The organism is Microbacterium sp. NPDC089698 (assembly GCF_044749045.1).
In the GTDB taxonomy this organism is placed as follows: Bacteria; Actinomycetota; Actinomycetes; order Actinomycetales; family Microbacteriaceae; genus Microbacterium.
The window spans coordinates 181453-198808 of record NZ_JBIVHE010000004.1 but is presented as its reverse complement, the minus strand read 5'-3'; the positions used below and the strand labels follow the sequence as shown (position 1 = coordinate 198808).

Annotated in this window: 15 protein-coding genes; 7 read left to right on the top strand and 8 right to left on the bottom strand. The window is 72.0% G+C overall.

The window, feature by feature from the left end; all coding sequences use genetic code 11:
- Positions 1-2: 2 nt before the first annotated feature.
- The 3 genes from ACIPY5_RS12875 to ACIPY5_RS12865 are packed head-to-tail and all read right to left on the bottom strand — an operon-like array spanning position 3 to position 4989.
- Complete coding sequence (locus ACIPY5_RS12875; RefSeq protein WP_400971346.1) at positions 3-929, bottom strand: glycosyltransferase family 2 protein; 927 nt, start codon at positions 927-929, stop codon at positions 3-5.
- Entirely contained in the window at positions 926-1762 is an 837-nt protein-coding gene (locus ACIPY5_RS12870) for an alpha-1,2-fucosyltransferase (RefSeq protein WP_400971344.1), read from the bottom strand. The genes ACIPY5_RS12875 and ACIPY5_RS12870 overlap by 4 nt, the downstream gene beginning before the upstream one ends.
- A complete protein-coding gene (locus ACIPY5_RS12865; protein ID WP_400971342.1) occupies positions 1759-4989 on the bottom strand; it encodes a glycosyltransferase in 3231 nt (1076 codons plus the stop codon). Before ACIPY5_RS12865 ends, ACIPY5_RS12870 begins: the two co-directional genes overlap by 4 nt.
- A 99-nt stretch (positions 4990-5088) precedes the next feature.
- Here ACIPY5_RS12865 and ACIPY5_RS12860 point away from each other — a divergent pair, with 99 nt between their 5' ends.
- Positions 5089-5970, top strand: coding sequence for a glycosyltransferase (locus ACIPY5_RS12860; RefSeq protein WP_400971340.1), 882 nt, complete (start codon positions 5089-5091; stop codon positions 5968-5970).
- 29 nt (positions 5971-5999) lie between these two features.
- Here ACIPY5_RS12860 and ACIPY5_RS12855 read toward each other — a convergent pair whose 3' ends face one another.
- Complete coding sequence (locus ACIPY5_RS12855; RefSeq protein WP_400971338.1) at positions 6000-7043, bottom strand: glycosyltransferase; 1044 nt, start codon at positions 7041-7043, stop codon at positions 6000-6002.
- Positions 7044-7193: 150 nt separating this feature from the next.
- Here ACIPY5_RS12855 and ACIPY5_RS12850 point away from each other — a divergent pair, with 150 nt between their 5' ends.
- From ACIPY5_RS12850 to ACIPY5_RS12835, 4 genes are all read left to right on the top strand, one after another.
- On the top strand, positions 7194-8690 hold the full coding sequence (locus ACIPY5_RS12850) for a response regulator transcription factor (RefSeq protein WP_400971336.1): 1497 nt from the start codon (positions 7194-7196) through the stop codon (positions 8688-8690).
- Positions 8691-8887: 197 nt separating this feature from the next.
- Positions 8888-9208 carry a hypothetical protein gene (locus tag ACIPY5_RS12845; RefSeq protein WP_400971334.1) on the top strand — a complete coding sequence of 107 codons (321 nt, stop codon included), beginning with the start codon at positions 8888-8890 and terminating at the stop codon, positions 9206-9208.
- A 164-nt stretch (positions 9209-9372) separates the two neighbouring features.
- On the top strand, positions 9373-9876 hold the full coding sequence (locus tag ACIPY5_RS12840; protein WP_400971332.1) for a hypothetical protein: 504 nt from the start codon (positions 9373-9375) through the stop codon (positions 9874-9876).
- Positions 9877-9991: 115 nt separating this feature from the next.
- On the top strand, positions 9992-11044 hold the full coding sequence (locus tag ACIPY5_RS12835; RefSeq protein WP_400971330.1) for an acyltransferase family protein: 1053 nt from the start codon (positions 9992-9994) through the stop codon (positions 11042-11044).
- Here ACIPY5_RS12835 and lepB read toward each other — a convergent pair.
- Positions 11022-11735: a signal peptidase I gene (gene lepB / locus ACIPY5_RS12830; RefSeq protein ID WP_400971328.1), complete on the bottom strand. Its 714-nt coding sequence runs from the start codon at positions 11733-11735 to the stop codon at positions 11022-11024. The genes ACIPY5_RS12835 and lepB overlap by 23 nt on opposite strands.
- A gap of 162 nt (positions 11736-11897) precedes the next feature.
- Here lepB and ACIPY5_RS12825 point away from each other — a divergent pair, with 162 nt between their 5' ends.
- Together ACIPY5_RS12825 and ACIPY5_RS12820 are read left to right on the top strand one after the other, a co-directional pair.
- Positions 11898-13379, top strand: coding sequence for a polysaccharide biosynthesis tyrosine autokinase (locus tag ACIPY5_RS12825; RefSeq protein ID WP_400971326.1), 1482 nt, complete (start codon positions 11898-11900; stop codon positions 13377-13379).
- Positions 13376-14464, top strand: coding sequence for a hypothetical protein (locus tag ACIPY5_RS12820; RefSeq protein ID WP_400971324.1), 1089 nt, complete (start codon positions 13376-13378; stop codon positions 14462-14464). The genes ACIPY5_RS12825 and ACIPY5_RS12820 overlap by 4 nt, the downstream gene beginning before the upstream one ends.
- 19 nt (positions 14465-14483) lie before the next feature.
- On the opposite strand, the gene ACIPY5_RS12815 is transcribed toward ACIPY5_RS12820, so the two are convergent.
- The 3 genes from ACIPY5_RS12815 to ACIPY5_RS12805 form a co-directional block, all read right to left on the bottom strand.
- Positions 14484-15320, bottom strand: coding sequence for an AraC family transcriptional regulator (locus ACIPY5_RS12815; protein ID WP_309357187.1), 837 nt, complete (start codon positions 15318-15320; stop codon positions 14484-14486).
- A 137-nt stretch (positions 15321-15457) separates the two neighbouring features.
- Entirely contained in the window at positions 15458-16315 is an 858-nt protein-coding gene (locus ACIPY5_RS12810) for a hypothetical protein (protein ID WP_400971321.1), read from the bottom strand.
- 44 nt (positions 16316-16359) lie between these two features.
- Positions 16360-17301, bottom strand: coding sequence for a Ppx/GppA phosphatase family protein (locus ACIPY5_RS12805; RefSeq protein WP_400971319.1), 942 nt, complete (start codon positions 17299-17301; stop codon positions 16360-16362).
- Positions 17302-17356: the final 55 nt, after the last annotated feature.

The following is a 17356-nucleotide window of genomic DNA, read 5'->3' as shown; positions in this document are numbered from 1 at the left end:
TCTCAGGCGGCCGCAGGGCCGGCGAAGTCCGAGGGCGCGAGCAGTATCGGATCCGCGGCGCGCCCCCGGTGCACGTAGGTCCACCAGCCGGCGAGGTTGCCGAACGCGTTCACCACCCACGCCAGATGGCGGCTCCGGCGGTGCGGGCCAGGGCGCACCAGGCGGTACGGCAAGGCGACGAGCCTGCCGCCGAGCACCCGCAGACATCCGCCGAGTGTGAACGGCTGATACGCGGCCGGGTGGCGCAGCGAGATCAGCACCCTGCCCTGGGCGATCAGAAACTGCTTGCGCACCGCAGCGGATCTCGATGACAGGGTGAAGTTCATGACCGCCCCGCCGCAGTATCCGATCGGAAACCCCTGCTCCTGGGCGCGCCAGGAGAGATCCACGTCTTCGTAGCCGTATCGCGGCAGCGACTCGTCGTAGCCGCCGATCGCGATGAAGCAGTCACGGGTGAGGGCGAGGTTCGCGTTGCCCGCATGCGGCAGGTAGTGCGTGGCGACCAGCGCATCGGGGAAGACGCCGGCCTGCTCGACCCCCTCGGCCGTGCGCGCCGCGATCCGGCCTCCGGCGATCCCGTCCTGGTCGAGGCATCCGGTCAGCGCAGAGAGCCAGAACGGATCGGCCTCGTCGTCGGCGTCGCAGTACGCCAGGATCCGGCCGAGCGAGGCGATCGCACCGCGGTTGCGGGCGTAGGGGATGTGTGCCCGGTCGGGGGCGGAGACGAGGCGGGCCGGCACGGCGGGCCGTCCTGCATCGCTCAGCCAGGCCTCGACGATCTCCGCCGTGGTGTCCGTAGAGCCGTTGTCGACGACGAGGATCTCGAACGACGGCGCCTCCTGCTGCGCGTCGAGGGCGCGGAGCTGGCGGAGGATCGTGGTGGCGCCGTTGCGCACGCAGAGGATCACCGACACCTCGGGCGTGCTCACGGGCGGATCACCTGCCATGCGGGGTCGAACCGCTTCCGGTCGGGCACGCCGTCGTCGATGAGGTGATAGGGCGGCGCGAGCACGACGGTGTCGGGACGCAGCGCCGTCGCGACGTGCGCGCCCCAGAACGAGAACGTCGAGTTGGCGAGGACGAGAGTGCGGGCGGCCGCGAGCGCGGCGAAGTCGTCGAGCGCTGAGGTGCGGTGAGCGAGAGCGCGCAGCGGCAGGTCCACGACGGCGGGCAGATGGCGCACGCACCAGGGGACGTCGTCGGAGACGATCACGACCTGGTCCGCCGGGATCCTCCGTCGCCGCAGCTCGCGCAGGGAGGCGCCGACGTAGCCCTCGATGTCGAGGGCGTAGGCGGCCCGCAGGAAGTCGTGCGCGTAGTAGTCGCCCCGGCGCACGTTGACGACGACGGCACCAGGTCCGATCTCGTCCTCCGCCCGAGACAGCCGTTCGCGGAAGGACGACGACGACGCCACCAGGGCGCGGCAGAATCCGTCCACCTCGGCACGGGTGAAGTGCTGCCCGAACATGTCCTCGTGCGAGCCCCGGAAGTCGGCGACGAGGCGCGGTGCCTCGGCGAGCGGAATCGTCAGTCCGCCCAGCAGGGGGAACTCCGCCAGCCAGGGGTCCATGCTCGGCTGGTGCTGCACGCGCGCGGGGGATCCTGGCCGGTCGTGCCGGTACGCCCACAGCCAGTCGTAGAGGTGGTTGCCGGCGCCGGTGAGGGGGGAGGTGAGCTGCACGCGGGGCGCGCCGAAGAGGCGCCCGAGGGGCACCAGCGCGTGCGCCCTCAGTGCCGACCGCATACGGGCGGCCCTGGTCATGCGCTCCTCCGGGAACGGGACGGGCTCGCCGTCGCGCGCGCCGACAGTCCCGCTCCGAGCCGTGGACGGGGGAGCAGACGGAGGTACCGATAGCGCACGGTGCCGGAGAACACGCCCCAGACGAACAGGGCACGGCCGGCGAGACCGGGCCAGTCGCGTTCGGCGCGCGGACGCGCGGGCATGCGCACGGCCGCGCCGGCGAGGCGCAGCGCGAGCGCAGGCCAGGGCGGATCCGCGACCTCCGCCTGCACGCCGTACCTGGTCGCGATCAGCACCTTCGCCTGCGCCATCCGCACCTGGCGGACGGCGATCTCGGAGCCCTGCGCGCGCAGCCGGTAGGCGAGGCGGGTGTCCTTGGCGAAGGCGACTTCGACCCCGCGGCGGCGGGCGCGGTACCCGAGGTCGAGGTCCTCGAACGACGACGGCAGCGACTGGTCGAACCCTCCGAGCTCGAAGAAGAGGGAGCGGGTGATGCCGAAGTTGCCGCCCTGCAGCATGGGGAACGGGGTGTCGGTGCGCGGCTGCGGCGCATGCCAGGGGGCGCCGTCGCCCTCGTCGAGCACCTGGCGCGCGGCCTCGACGCCGCCTTCGAAGAGTTCGGCCGCGGCTGGCACCACCCAGCCGCTCCACAGCCGTGCCGACGCGAAGTTCCGGTAGCCGTGATCGACCCAGTGCGCGGAGACCACGTCGTCGGCGTCGCAGAACATCAGCAGATCGGACCGGGCGTGCGCGGCGCCGACGTTGCGTGCGAACGAGGCTCCTCGCTCGGCAGCCGACACGAGCCGGAGCCGCGCGCGACGCAGGACCGTCGCGCGCGCGATGGCCGCCGTGTCGTCCGTCGACGCGTTGTCGACCACGATCACCTCGAAAGACGGCGCATCGATCTGCGTATCCAGCGCGGCGAGCTGCTGCCCGATCGTGGCGGCCCCGTCGAACACCGGGATGATCACGCTGATGACCGGCGCGTCGTTCGCCTCCTCGGCATCCGGTGCCGCGGAGGCGGCTGAGGTCATGGCCGCGAGCAGTTCCGGGGCGATCATCCGCGACTCCGGGGGCCTTCCGAGCAGCCGGTACCGCACGTGCCCGTCCAGGGTTCCCCATGCCCATCCGAGCGCGCGCGCCGCGTTGTCGCGCTTCTCGGGCCGGAACAACTCCGGTACGTGGCGCCAGGCCCGGAACACGTCGCCGAACGCCCCGCGGGCGGACAGCGCGTCGAGCTCCGCGTCGTCGCGATGACGGATCCACAGCAGCACCCTCGTCCGCGCCGAGTGATAGTACTGCCGCGCGCGACCGCAGAGGGTCGACCGCTGGCGGTAGGACACGACGGCGGCCGGCGCATACGCGATCGTCCCGCCGGCGTGCTGCAGGCGCCAGCTGAAGTCGACCTCGTCATGGCCGCGGCGGAAGCTCTCGTCGAACCCGCCGATGCCGAGCGCGGCCGATCTGCGCACCCCGAGGTTCGCTCCGGTCGCGTACGGCAGGTGCCCCAGCACGGAGCCCAGCCCGGCGGGCTCGACCGCGGCGACCGCGCGGCCGTCGTGGTCCTCGACGTGGACGAGCCGGCCTCCGACGAGATCAGCCGATGCGAGGGCCTGCAGCATCGCGCGCGCCCAGCCGTCGCGCACCTCGTCGTCGTGGTCGCACAGCAGCACGGCCTCGGTGCTCGCGGCGAGCATCCCCGCGTTGCGCGCGTGGTTCACACCGATCCTGGTGCCCGCGTCGATCACGCGCAGATCGGCGAAGTCGCCGCGGAACGCCCGTGCCACCTGAGCCGTGCGGTCGCGGGACCCGTTGTCCGCGATCACGACCTCGAGCCCTCCAGCGACGTCCTGGCGCGCGAGCGCGGCGAGCTGCCGCGCGATGCCGTGCTCGCCGTCGCGCACCGGAATGACGACCGTCGCGAGCGGAGGATTCGCGGATCCCGCGGCGGCGGGTGCCGCCGGCTCTGCGAGGGGCTCGGTTCCGCCCGACCCCGTGAGCCCGTAGAGACCGGCGACCCGGCGGGCGAATGCGTGCTCGGAATAGGTCTCGGTCGCCCACCTCCGCCAGGGGTCCGCGGCCCGGCGGGCGACAGCCGGATCTCGCAGCGCTTCGACCAGCGCGTCCGCGAACCCGGCGGCGGTCTCCTGCGCCTCCGGGATGTGCTCGGCATCGCCGATCCCCTCGAACGCGACAGCGGTGCCCACGACGGGAACGCCCCGCACGAGCGCCTCGACGACCTTGAACTTCACGCCGGCGCCCACCCAGAGCGGGGCGACGACCGCGGCGGCGCTCGCATACAGCGTGTCGAGGTCGTCCACGAACCCGAGCATCCGGACCCCCGGCGTCGCCCCGTACTCGGCGCGCTGGGCGTCGGTCGCGCGCCCGGCCACCCGCAGCTCGGCATCGGGCACCCGGGCCCGCACGCGCGGCCACACCTGGTCGGTGAACCATTGCAGCGCCTCGCGGTTCTCCCCGCGGTGCATCGGCCCCACGAACAGCGCGAACGGCGGTGCATCGCCCGACGGGCTCTCCGTCGCCGAAGGGGCCGCAACAGCGGCGAGCGGCGGGAGCACCACCTCGATCCGCTCCGACCGCGGCAGCAGCGCACGATCCTTCTCGCTGAACACGATGGTCGCATCGGCGAGCGCCACAGCGCGTGCCTCGATCCGCCGGGCGAGGACCGTCGCGGTCCCGAAGCGCACCCCCGCGCGCCAGGATCCGCTCCGCCGCCTCTGCCGGCGCAGGCCCTGGCTGGCGACGTCGTGCAGGGTCGCGATCCGGCGGGCGCCGGGGGCATCGCGGCGCAGCGCCGGCAGCAGCGCCGCCATCGTCGGCCACTGCACGTCGAGCACCTCTGCCGACGCCAGCGCCGCCCTGGCGCCGGGATCGCTCCTGATCGTGGTCAGGAATCCGCGCGGGGCCCTGATCGGCGCGAGGCGACGGGTGACGCTGCTCATGGAGGCCCGTAGGCCCCTCAGCGGCGCCGCCGGGGGCAGCAGGACCACTCCGTACCCGTCGGCCTCCGCGAGGGCCCTGCGCCCTTCCGGCGAATCCTGGACGATCACGGTGACCGCGGCCCCGCCGTCGCGCAGCTCGCGCACGATCCTCATCAGATACGCGGCCCCGGCGTTGTCCGCCCGCAGCGTCGGCGCCTCCTGCGCGACGATCACGACCCGCGGCCCGCCCGGCGCCTCACCTCGCGACGGCGAGCGCGCTCCGTGCCGGTGATCGCTGGGGGTGCGCACGCTCACAGCATAGTGAGCACCCCTGCAGCGGATCCGCGCACGAGGACGAGGGATCGTCACGGGTACGATGTCTCCACCGCAGAAGAGAGGGAGCGGCGCATGACGGCGGATCAGACGGCGCGCGTGGCCGTCGTGATCCCTGTCTTCGATTCCGGCGCGACCCTGACCGAAACCCTGGAATCCGTGTTCGCGCAGACGCACCCGGCTCTCGAGATCGTGGTCGTCGACGACGGCTCCACGGACCCCCTCACGCTGCGCGTGCTCGACGCGCTCCGCGAGGACGGCCGGGTGCGGGTCATCCGGCAGGACAACTCCGGACCCTCGGCGGCGCGCAACGCGGGCATCGCCGCGAGCGACGCCCGCTACTTCATGCCCGTGGACAGCGACGACCGGATCGCTCCCACCTACATCGCCGAGGCCGTCGACCTGCTCGAGCAGCGTCCCGACGTCCCGCTCGTCTACGCGCGCGCAGAGCTTTTCGGGCGGTACACGGGCCCCTGGCGGCTCCCCGACTTCTCCTGGACCGGGTTCCTGGTCCACAACCAGATCTTCCCCTCGGCGCTGTTCCGGCGCGCGGACTGGGCGGCGATCGGCGGGTATGACGAGTCGATGCGTCGCGGCCGGGAGGATCACGATTTCGTGATGCGGGTGCTGGCGCGCGGTGGTGAGCCGCATCGCATCGACGCGGTGCGGTTCTTCTATCGCATCGGCGCCGACGGCTCCTCGGTCAACTCGAGCATGGATCGCGAGGACCTCATCGCCGCGCATTCCCAGATCTTCCGCAACAGCACCCAGGCGTATGCGGACCATGCGGAGGACCTGTTCCGCTTCATCTTCGACCAGCACGACCAGATCGCGGATCTGCGCTTCCGATATGCGGCGCTCGAGCGCCTGCGGGTGCGATTCCCTCGGATCGTCTCGGCGGGGAAGCGGATGCGCGACGGGGTGCGCAGGATCGGCCGCGGACGCCCCAGGAGCTAGCGGCCGTCGCCGGCGCACGGGCGCGGCGGTCAGGCCCCGGTGCCTGCCCGTGCCGCGACCTCGGCCAGGTGCGCCACCCGGCGGGCGGCGACGGACTCGAAGGACTCGAACCCGTCGAGGGCATGCGCCCGCACGGCATCGAGCCGCCCTGGGTCCAGCGTTCGGATCCGGTCGGCGAGCGCCTGCGCGTCCCGTTCCGCCCAGCCGAGCCCCTCCTCGTCTGCGAGCCGCGTCCAGGTGGTGTTGCGGACGCCGACGACGGGCACGCCGCAGCCCAGGGCCTCGTAGTAGGTGCAGGACGGATCGCCCTGCGGATACGGCAGGAGCGCCACGTCCACCTCGTCCCGCATGAACGCGGTCCATTCGCGGAACGGGAGGAAGCCGGCGAAAAGGACGTTCCCCGGGGCGCTGCTCTCGAGCGCGGCGCGCTGGTCGCCGTCGCCGAGGAGCACGAACTGCACCTCGGGCAGGCGCGCGGCGACGTCCAGCACCGTGGCGGGTCCCTTGACGGCCGTGATGCGCCCGGAGAACGCCACGCGCAGCGGCCGATCGCCGTTCCAGGTGCTCCTGCGGCGCGCGAGCGCCAGGTCTGCGCGCCGAATCCGGTGGTCGCGGAACGGCAGGGGGGCGCGGTTCAGTCCCGCGTACGCGTCCCAGGCCGCGTGGCCGTTGCACTGCAGGCCGGCCGCGGCCGCGGCCATCGCCCGGTACCGCCGCTCGCGGCGGACCTGTCCGAGCGCGATCCGGGCGCGGTCGACCGCGCCGCCGGCCGTGACCCGCTGCTGGTCGGTGCGGATCCGACGATCGAACTCGGCGGTGAAGACGGTGGGCGCGACCTCGGTCAGCCATGCGAACTCCGGGCGGTGCAGCGCGAGCACGACATCGGGGGCCAGAGCCCGCACGGAGGCGGCGGAGGGCGCGGGGTCGGTGACGACCCGCACGCCGTCGGGGGATGCGACGCCGGAATCGGGGGCCAGAGCGACGACCTCGCCCTGCCACGTCGCCGCGAACTCGGAGAGCCCCTCGACGGCCTTCGCGTCGAGGGAGCCGGGGGAGACGTAGACCAGGCGCACGCGACCATCGTCACACGCGGGAGCGGTGTGCGCGACGGGAACCTACGACGCGCGATCGCGGGCGTCTCCCGCGCCGTGCGCGACAGATCCGGGAGCCGTGGGTATGCTCGGCGTCACGGCCCCTGCGGGCCGTGAATGGGGTGAGGGGCAGTGCGAGACATCGCCGGGCGAGCCACGGCGGCCTGGCTCGCCGGTGATGCGGACGAGCTGATCCGCCTCATGGCCACGCGCTCGATCGAGCTGTGGTTCACCGTGCCCCCCGACGATCTCGCGCGGATGATCTCGGATCTTCCGCCGGATCGCCTGCGGCTCAGCCCCGAGGCCGCTCTCGCCTCGCGGTTGCTCGCGCCGGGGGTGCTGCAGGATCCCTCCGGGTTCTCGGTCGGACGCAGGGACGATCTGCCTCCGCATCTGCGGCGATGGATGGCGCTGATGGAGGGGTGGCAGGCGCGGCACAGCGGAGATCTCGAGACCGCCTTCGAGGTGCTGCGGGGGATGCCCGAGATCACCGAGACGGATCCCACGCTCGTGGACGCCACCCGGGGCGTGCGCAGCCTGATCCTGAATCAGACCGCGCTGACGGCCGCGCTGTCCGGACGATTCCGGGAGGCTCTCGCGCTGTACCAGCGGACGCTCTGCGTGCAGTCGGCGACCGACCTGACCTTCCTCCTGCGCGAAGCCCACCTCCGCTCCGCCCTGATCCACGGGATCTACGGGACGCCCGACGCCGCCGCGGCGCACCTCACCGAGGCCCAGGGCCTGGAGCGGTCGCCGAGCTGGGTCGAGCCTCGGCTGGATGCGGAGCAGCGGTTCCTGGAGGCGTTCCTCCGAGAGGGGGAGCCGGAGCGCTCGTTCGCCGAGATCCTTCAGCTCACGTACGGGCGGATGGGGGAGATCTGGCCGCTGCAGCTCCTCGCCCTGCACCGGGCCGGGGTGCTCGCCGACCGCCGGGTCGACAGCCGGGAGCGCATCGAAGCCCTGCGCTTCGCCGGTCTCGGCGCGGGATCGTCCGGCCTTCCCGGTTCGGTGCCGCAGTCGCTGCTCGCCCTCGATTCGCTGCTGAGCGGCAACATCCCGAAGGCGAGGGAGGAGTCCCGCACGGTCACGGACCTCAGCTGGCCGTCCCGCGTCGTGCTCGACCTCATCCGCATCGCCTCGGGCGCGACCAAGACCGCGATCGCCGACCTGAACGCCGCCGCACCGCAGACCGCGGGCCTGCGGCAGGCCGATCGCCAGCGCACGATGCTCCTCGCCCTGGCCCAGCACCGCAGCGGGAACGCGCTCGCCGCCGCCGCGGCCGTCGAGCGCATGAGCCTGCTGAATCTCGAATCGGGGCAGCACGAGGTCGCGGTGCTCCGCATGCTCTCCCCGCGTCTGCTCGGCACCCTCGGCGACCTCGTCCCCGGCCTTCGTGCCCCCGATGCGGCGGCCGTGCGTCCTGGTGTTCTGGACGATCCCCGTCTCACGACCCACGAGCTCGACGTGCTGGCGGGCCTCGCCCGCGGCGAGACCAGGGAGCAGATCGCATCCTCGCTGTTCCGCTCCGTGAACACGGTGAAGACGCATCAACGATCCCTGTACCGCAAGCTCGGCGTCTCGTCGGGGCGCGAGGCCGTGCTGCGTGCCACGGAGCTCGGCTACCTCTGATCGCGTCGCCCGCTCCTCCGGTGCCAGGGGGTGACGCCAGGGGTGATTTCGACGCGGGTGAAGACGGCTCCCAGCTTTTCCCCGTTGAATGAAGGGGCCGCGGCAACCCGAAGCCGTCGGCGATCATGATCCGTCGCGAGCTTCCGAGTTCTGCGACGGAGCCCCTGGGGAGGGGATCTGCAGAGGGGAAGTGCGCGTTGCTCAGGAACGCGAGAGGCGGTGCTCGGCGTGCAGTCCTGCCCGCTGACGAGGGCGGAGGCGGCGGGACGCCGGAGAGCCCGGATGCGGAGGCCCCGGCGCGGGAGAAAGACGTCGACGGCGAGGCGGGCACGACCGCATCACCCGGATCCGAACCCGATGCGCCCTTCGACGACGAGGATCTCGAGAGCGTTCGGCCCGTCGTGCTGGGCGCCGCGTGGCGGCTGCCCGTGGTCCTGCTGGCGATGGACGATCACGAGGAGTCGGGCCTCGACATGCGATTCGATCCGGAGACGGGAGAGCCGCTCGCCGAGGAGTGAGCTATCGATATATCACATCTCGCGCGAATCGTCATATCGGTCTTTCTCCGGCGCGTCGGCTGTGCGATAATTCTCGTGCACGACGGAGTTTGCCGGGTCCGACGTGCTCACCCGTCGTCTTCTGGGGATTCGGGTGATGGGACAACCCGGAGGAGCGACCTATCATGTCTGAAGTCGAACAGTCGAAGGGCGTCAGTCGCCGTACGGTGACCAAGGCCATGGCCTGGGCGGTGCCGGCTGTCGCGCTGGCCGCCCCGATCCCTGCGTTCGCGGTGTCGGGACCGCCGCCGCAGATCAATGCCGGGACGGCCTGCAAGTCGCCGGGCAACAGCTGCTCGTCGTTCGTCAAGGGATACAACGTCCCCGCGACGGTCTACAACCCGGATCCGACGAAGACGATCTGGATCACGGCGATCACGATCACGAACAACACGACGGGTATCAACCTCGCGCCGTCGACGTTCCCCGCGCTGCCGATCCAGATCAACCCTGGTGCGACGATCAATGTCGTCTTCCAGGCGCAGTCGAGCAACAGCGCGAACGTCACCGGCTCGTTCGACTTCAACATCACCTGGGGGCATGCGGCCAACGGGTCGGACCACGACCACTCTCCGATCCCGGTGCACATCGTGATCAACGGCACGCCTCCGGGATGCGTCTGCCCCTGATCCTCGATCACCCGTGACGAACGGGGCGGATCCTGCGCGGCCGGCGCCGGATCCGCCCCGTTCTCCGTCTTCTCGGCCCGGGATGCGATAGCTTTCTGGCGACGAGAGGAACGGGATGGCTGTCGCGCGCACGGAGAGGCTCATCGTCCCCGACGTGCTCCGGGGCGTCGCGATCGTCGCGATGCTGATCGCGCATGCGAACCCCCTCCTCCCGCACCTGCCCGTGGCGGTGAAGTTCGCGATCGCCAACGTCAACGACCTCGCCTCCCCGCTGTTCGCACTGGTCATGGGCATGTCGGCGCAGCTCGTGTGGAACTCGTCCCGACGCGTCAGCACGACGCTGCTGCAGCAGGCGATCCGCGGGATCGTGCTCATCGCGCTCGGCCTGTGGATGCTGACCTGGGGATCGTGGGTCGTGATCGTCCTGCCCGCCCTCGGCATGCTTCTGATCGTCGGCGCGCCGCTGCTCCTGCTCGGATCGCGCGCGCTCGCGGTCGTGCTCGCGATCGTCGTGGTGGTCGGCGCGCCGCTCAACGAGTGGGCCCGCGGGCAGGTCCCGCAGATCCTCTCCTCCCACATCGTGGTGCAGCAGCTGGCCGACTGGACGGTGCTGGGGCACTCCTATCGGCTCACGAACCTGCTCCCCTTCTTCCTGCTCGGCGCCCTCCTGCTGCGGAGCGGACTGCGCCGCGACCGCACGATGTGGACCATGCTCGCGATCGCCCCCTTCGCGTACGCCGTGCGCCCGATCCTCGAGAAGGGCCTGCACCAGCCCGCCGACGTGTCGGGCAGCTACCCCGACACGCTCCACGACGTCGGTCTCGTGTTCGTCGCCTATGCGGCGATCGTGCTGCTCGCGGAGCTGCCGCGGCGAAGCGCCGTGGTGGACGGGACGTTCGCACCCCTGCGCAGCTGGGGTCAGCTGGCACTCAGCCTCTATCTGCTGCACGTGTGGATCGTGGCGCTCTGGGCGAGGTCGATCGGCTGGCCGACCGCGAACCTGCCGGTCGCCTGGGCGAGCGTGGTGCTCGTGCCGCTCGCGGTGGCCTGGCTGTGGTGGCGCCTGGTCGGCACCGGGCCGGTCGAGTGGCTGATGGGAGCGGTGTCGGGCCGCCCCAAGCCGCTGATCGTGCGCCGTCGGGCGGTTACAGCCCGGACCACCGGCTGACCGGCCACAGGATCACCACGGCCTTCCCGACGATCTCCGCCGAGTGCGCCCATCGCCAGCAGCCCGCATCCGGGTCGGTGCGTCCGCGGCATTGCGCCGCGCCGTCGGAGGAGTTCGAGCGGTGGTCGCCCATCACGAGGTAGGAGCCCGCGGGCACGGTCACCTCGGGCAGGCAGCGGGGCGACACCGGGGTCGTCGTGCAGTCGAGCGTTCCGGGCTGGAACGCGAAGTCCTGGAAGACGTACGGCTCGTCGAGCGGCTTGCCGTCGACGATGAGCCTGCCGTCCGCGGAGCAGCACCTCACCGTCTGCCCAGGGCCTGCGATCACGCGTTTGATGAGGGTGTGCGGACCGGACGGCCCGAAGCCGGTGACCTCTCCGATCCAGCGCAGCGCCGCGGTGAGCGGGTTCGAGGGCGCGCGCGCCCCGCCGTCCCAGGCCTCGCCGGCGTCGAAGACGACGATGTCGCCGGTGTGCGGCGTGGCACCGCCCAGGTACGCGAGGCGGTTCACCAGCACGCGGTCGCCGACCTGGAGCGTCTCCTCCATGGACCCGGACGGCACCCAGTAGGGCTTGGCGACGAAAGACAGGATGAGCCCGAACACGACGAACGCCGCGCACAGCTGGAACAGGAAGCTGCCCGTGATCCGGCGCCAGAGCGGGCGGCGGGAGACGGGAGCGTCATCGGTCATGCGTCCATCATGCCCGGTCGCGGGCCGCGAAGCGCTGCGCGGCGCTGACCGTCCGAGCGGGTCGATCCTGCCTGTCGCGGCCGGGTTGGCGCGTCCGGTAGCATCGAGACGCCGTTGACTGTCGCCCTCGCAGGGTGAGCCGAGCGAGGGGGAACCACCCGTATGGATCTGCGTGAGTATCTTCGGGTGTTCCGTGCGCACTGGCTCGGGATGGTCCTCATCACGCTCCTCGGCGTCGCGGTCGCCTTCGGATGGACCCTGCTGCAGCCCAAGGTCTACACCGCCGACGCCTCCGCGATCGTGCAGGCGAACACCGCCGGAGCCACCGGTGACAGCAATAATCTCAGCTCCGCGATGCTCGGGAACTCGCTGACCGCGGGCCGGGTCAAGACCTACGTCGCGCTGGGCCAGTCCCGTGCGGTGGCGGACGGCGTGATCAAGGACCTCGGCCTGGGCGTCTCCGCCGACCAGCTCGTCAAGCAGGTCACGGTCACGAACACGGTCGACACCACGACGCTCAAGGTCACGGCCGACGCCGCGACGCCGGAGAAGGCGCGCGACATCGCCGAGGCGTGGGTCCGGTCGATGGGCGCGGAGGTCAACCGCCTCGAGACGTCCGACCCGAACCAGAAGGGCGCGGTCTTCCTCAGCCCGATCGACTCGGCGCGGCTGCCGGACACCCCGTCGTCGCCGAACACGAAGCTCGCGCTCGCGCTCGGCGCGCTGGTGGGCCTCGCGATCGCCGTCGGCTACGGACTGCTGCGCTACACGCTCGACCGCCGGATCCGCTCGGTCGAGCAGGTCGAGCGCGAGACCGGCAAGCCGGTCGTCGGCACGATCCCCGAAGAGAAGACCTTCACGGCCGACAACCGTCTGCTGCCCTTCGACGGCGGCACCAGCAGCTCGAGCGAGAGCGCGCATCTGTTCGGCATCGGCGAGGCCATGCGCGAGCTGCGCACGAACCTGCAGTACATGGACGTCGACAACCCGCCGCGCATCATCGTGGTCACGAGCCCGCTGCCCGGCGACGGCAAGTCGACGATCTCCTCGAATCTCGCCGTCACGCTCGCCTCGAGCGGCCAGCCCGTCGTGCTCATCGACGGCGACCTGCGCCGCCCGATGATCGACACGGTCTTCGGCCTGCCCCGCGGCGCCGGCATCTCGGACGTGCTGGCCGGTCGCGCCACGATCGCCGAGGTGGCGCAGCGCTTCGGCAACGGGCAGCTGCTCGTCGTCACGGCGGGCAAGGTTCCGCCGAACCCGAGCGAGGTGCTCGGCTCCGCCCGCATGCGCGAACTGCTGAAGTCGATCGCGCGCGAGGCGATCGTCATCATCGACGCCCCGCCGCTCATCCCCGTCACCGACGCCGCTGTGCTGGCGCACAGCGCCGACGGCGCCGTCATCGTGGGCACGGTCGGCAAGACCACCTTCGAGGTGCTCGGCAAGGCCATCGGCAACCTGGAGCGCGCCGGAGCCCGTGCGCTCGGCCTCGTGCTGAACCGGGTTCCGCGCCGCGGCAGCGGTGCCGCGTACTACGGGTACCAGTACCACGGCGAGTACTATCGCGGCGACGACCAGGAGCTGCCGGCGGGCGCCGTGCGCGGCGACAAGCCCCGGCGTCGAGGAGACGCGGAGGCGGCGTGACCTCGTTTGGGGCGAGCGCGCCCTCGCGCGACGCGCGCACGCCTCTCGATGTCAGCGCCCTCGGCGCCCGCATCCGCCTGACCTTCGCCGACGACCTGGACGACGCGACCGTCGAGGCGATCCGCGCCTCCTGGGAGGGCGCGGAGCTGCCGTACGACGAGACGGCCGAGCCCGACGACCGCGTGCAGGTCGACGCCGAGCTCGAGCCCGAGGCGCTCGCGGAGTCCCTCACGGTGCGGGTGACCCTTGCGGCGCTGGGGCAGCGCAGCGGCGAGCTGCTCCTGTTCCACGCCTGCGGCGTCGCGGATCCGGCGGGACGGGTCGCCGCGTTCGTCGGGCCGTCGGGACGCGGCAAGACGACGCTCAGCCGCGCACTCGGAGCCCGGCACGGCTACATCTCGGATGAGACGATCGGGGTGGAGCCCGAGCTCGCGGTGCATCCGTACCGCAAGCCGCTGTCCGTGGTGCGCACAGGCAGGCCCAAGCAGCAGGTCTCCCCGGACTCCGCAGGCCTCAGGCCGACGCCCGATGCGCCCCTGCGGCTCGCCGCTCTCGTGCTCATCTCCCGCGACGCGGAGCACCCGGCGCCGAGCATCGAGCAGGTGGCCTTCCCCGAGGCCATCGCGGAGCTCGCGCCGCAGATGAGCTACCTCGCCGAGCTCCCTCGTCCGCTGCAGACGCTCGCCGCCGTGTGCGATCGCATCGGGGGCGTCGTGCGGTTGACGTACCCGGACGCGTCCACCGTGCCGCCGATCGTGCCGGAGCTGCTCGATCACGCCCGTGTGCACGAGGAATGGGAGCCCGCGACCGTCGACGGCGAGAACCCCGCTTTCGACCTCTCCCCGGTCTCCGACGCCATCCGGTGCGGTGACCGCGTCGTCGTGCTGGCGCACCGGTGGGTGCACGTGCTGGACGGCATCGCGCCCGTGATCTGGGACGCGCTGCGCACGGGCGCAGGCGTCGACGAGATCGTGGACGAGGTCGTGGCCGCTTTCGGCCGGCCGGCCTCGGGAGACCCCGGAGAGCTGGTCGCGGCCGCGCTCGACCAGCTGGTCGAATCCGGGATCGTGAACCGGAAGCCCTGAGCCCGTCCCGCCGGGACGCTCAGTGCGCGGGGCGGATCATGGTCGGCGACGGCAGTCCCTCGGCGCGCAGGGCACGACGCAGCTGCAGTGCGCTGGAGAAGCCCGAGTGCGCCGCGATCTCCTCGATCGTGAGCACCGCGTAGTCGGGATTGCGCAGCAGCGACTCGGCGAACTCCACGCGCAGGTGGCGCAGGGCGTCACCGGGCGTCGTGCCGATCTTCGCGAACGCGCGCTGCAGGTGCCGCAGGGACACGTGCAGCTCCGTCGCGAGCTCCGCGATCGTGAACCGGGGATCCTCGCGGTGCACCAGCATCGCCGAGCGCGCGCGATCCACGAGCGGCGCCTGTCCGCGTTCCGGCAGGTCGGAGGAGTAGAGCTCGAGCAGCGCGCCGAACACCATCTCGGCGAGCAGCCGCTCGATCGCGTAGCGGGAGATCGACGAGGTGTCCTCGACGTTGCGGGCGAGGGCGAGCGTGAACGCCCGGAAGGCCAGGACCATGGGGGTCGGCTCGAGCGCGAGGGGGCGCAACGGCGCATCGTGGATGAAGTCGCGCAGCGTCTCGACGGGCACCCAGACCCCGACCACCTCGTTCGCGAGGCCCCACTCGATGCTCGTACCCGTCTGCGGCGGCATGAACTGCCCGATCGGCAGCGCGGATCCGTCCGGTCCCTCGCCGCTGGGGAAGAGCACGACCGCGTACGGCTCGCCGACCTCCGTGTCGTCCCACGTCCAATGCCGGCGGTGCGGGCGATGGACCGTGACGAAGATCGATCGGAAGGTGCGTGCGCTGATCAGGCCCGCATGATGCGAGGTGAGGCCCAGGTGGGACTCGAGCAGACGTGTTGGGGATGACACTGGCGAGATATGCCCTTTCGGACGTGCGGATGCCGACAAGAAATCCCGCCCCCGCAAACATTATGACGCTTAGGTATACATCAGGTCGAATGTTGACGCCTCGTGTCGTGCGGCGCCGCGGTGCGGAGGGGGCCGGACTACGCGAGGGCGGCGCGGATCACGCGCTCCACCTCGGCGAGAGCCGGCACCAGCTGCGCGGCCGACTGCTCGTAGACCTCGTCCGATCGCCGGTAGGGATCGATGACGTCCTCGCCCTTCGGGGCGGAGCCTCCCCGGCGTTCCGCGACCGACTCGACGACCGCCACCAGCCGTCGGCGCGGATCGGATCCCGCGGCGTCGGCGATCGCGCGCACCTGCGCGTCGGGGACCCCTCCGGCGAGCCGGGCGAACTCCCGGACCGGGAAGATCCGGTGCAGACGCCGCGGCAGCATCTGCACGGCGTAGTCGCGCTGCTCCGCGGTCATGGTCAGGATCAGGTCGGCATCGTCGAGCAGCGGCTCGGTGAGCAGCCGTGCGCGGTGCGCGGCCGTGACGGCCGCGGCGGCCCCGTGCTGCGCGGCGATCCGCTGGGCGGGCTCGGTCATCCCGTGGCCCGTGAGCGCCTGCGTGCCGGCGCTGTGCACGCGCAGATCGAGTTCCGCGAGCCTGGCGCGCAGCAGCGACTCCGCGAGCGGCGAGCGGCAGATGTTGCCCGTGCACACGGTCAGCACGGTGGCACGGGGGGAGGCTTCCTCGGCGGGCACCGTGAACATGCCTGCGAGGGAGCCGAACGAGACGCCGCCGGGTGGGCGAGGGGCCTCCTCGGCGGGGGAAGCGGGACGCGGCTCCGCGGACGGATCCGGCACGGGGGCCGTCCGGATCTCGGAACCCGGATCCATCCGCGCCCCGGATCCCTCGGCGATCGCCGCCGCCTCGCGGCGCTGCCGCAGCTCTCGTCGGGTGAGTCCCCTCGGCGCCTCGCCGCGCGGTGTCCCCGGCTCCCTCGCGTCGTTCATGACACCAGGGTAGGGGATCCGGATCCCCCCGCGAACGCGGCCGGTCAGGCGTCGTCGTCGCGCGCGCGATCCTCGATGTAGCGCAGCAGCACGCCCTCGCGAAGAGCCCAGGGCGAGACCTCGAGCTCCTCCACCTTCATGGCCGTCATCGCGGTGTGCAGGACGACCGCCGCGGCCACGATCTGGAACGTGCGGTCGGGAGTGATGCCGGGCAGCTCCTGCCGGGCGGACGCGGGAAGGCGCGCGAGACGGGGGATCCAGGATCCGAGCGACGCACGCGGCAGCAGCATCCGCTCCGATCCCGACCAGCCGGGCGTCTGATAGCCGACGAGCCGTGCGAGCGACCGGATGGCCTTGGACGAGCCGACCACGTGCTCGGGGCGGGGGAGCGTCGAGAACCGCGCCGCGACCGGCGCGAACACGTCGGCCGCGTGCTCCCTGAGGCGCTCCACGGCCTCCTCACCCGGCGGGTCTTCGGGCAGGAACATCAGGGTCGAGCGCCCCGCGCCGAGAGGCACGGAGGCGGCGATGTCGGGGAGCTCCTCGGATCCCGCCGCCATCTCGAAGGAGCCGCCGCCGATGTCGAAGAGCAGGATCTGCCCCGCGGCCCAGCCGAACCAGCGGCGCACCGCGAGGAACGTCAGTCGCGCCTCGGTCTCGCCGTCGAGCACCTGCAGCGGCTGTCCGAGCGCGGCCTCGACGCGGGCGATCACCTCGGCGCCGTTCGCCGCCTCGCGCACGGCGCTCGTCGCGGTCGCGAGCAGGGCGTCGACGCGCTGCTGGGCCGCGACGGCGCGCGCCTGCCGCACCGAGGCCTCGAGGGCCTGCACGCCCTCTTCGCTGATCGCGCCGGAGGGGGTGAGGAAGCGCATGAGGCGCAGCACGGTGCGATCGCTCGTGGTCGCGAGCGGCCTGCCGCCGGGATGCACGTCGGCGGCGAGCAGATGGACGGTGTTGGATCCGATGTCGAGCACTCCGAGACGCACGGAGGAAGACTACTCGCTGCGGGTGAACCGCCCGCCGAAGGAGGCCACCGCACGA

Bases quoted from the DNA above. Each gene is read 5' to 3' on its own strand.
- ACIPY5_RS12840 (WP_400971332.1), top strand. From the start codon at position 9,373: ATGTCTGAAGTCGAACAGTCGAAGGGCGTCAGTCGCCGTACGGTGACC.
- ACIPY5_RS12825 (WP_400971326.1), top strand. From the start codon at position 11,898: ATGGATCTGCGTGAGTATCTTCGGGTGTTCCGTGCGCACTGGCTCGGG.
- ACIPY5_RS12810 (WP_400971321.1), bottom strand. From the start codon at position 16,315: ATGAACGACGCGAGGGAGCCGGGGACACCGCGCGGCGAGGCGCCGAGG.
- ACIPY5_RS12860 (WP_400971340.1), top strand. From the start codon at position 5,089: ATGACGGCGGATCAGACGGCGCGCGTGGCCGTCGTGATCCCTGTCTTC.
- lepB (WP_400971328.1), bottom strand. From the start codon at position 11,735: ATGACCGATGACGCTCCCGTCTCCCGCCGCCCGCTCTGGCGCCGGATC.
- ACIPY5_RS12870 (WP_400971344.1), bottom strand. From the start codon at position 1,762: ATGACCAGGGCCGCCCGTATGCGGTCGGCACTGAGGGCGCACGCGCTG.
- ACIPY5_RS12835 (WP_400971330.1), top strand. From the start codon at position 9,992: ATGGCTGTCGCGCGCACGGAGAGGCTCATCGTCCCCGACGTGCTCCGG.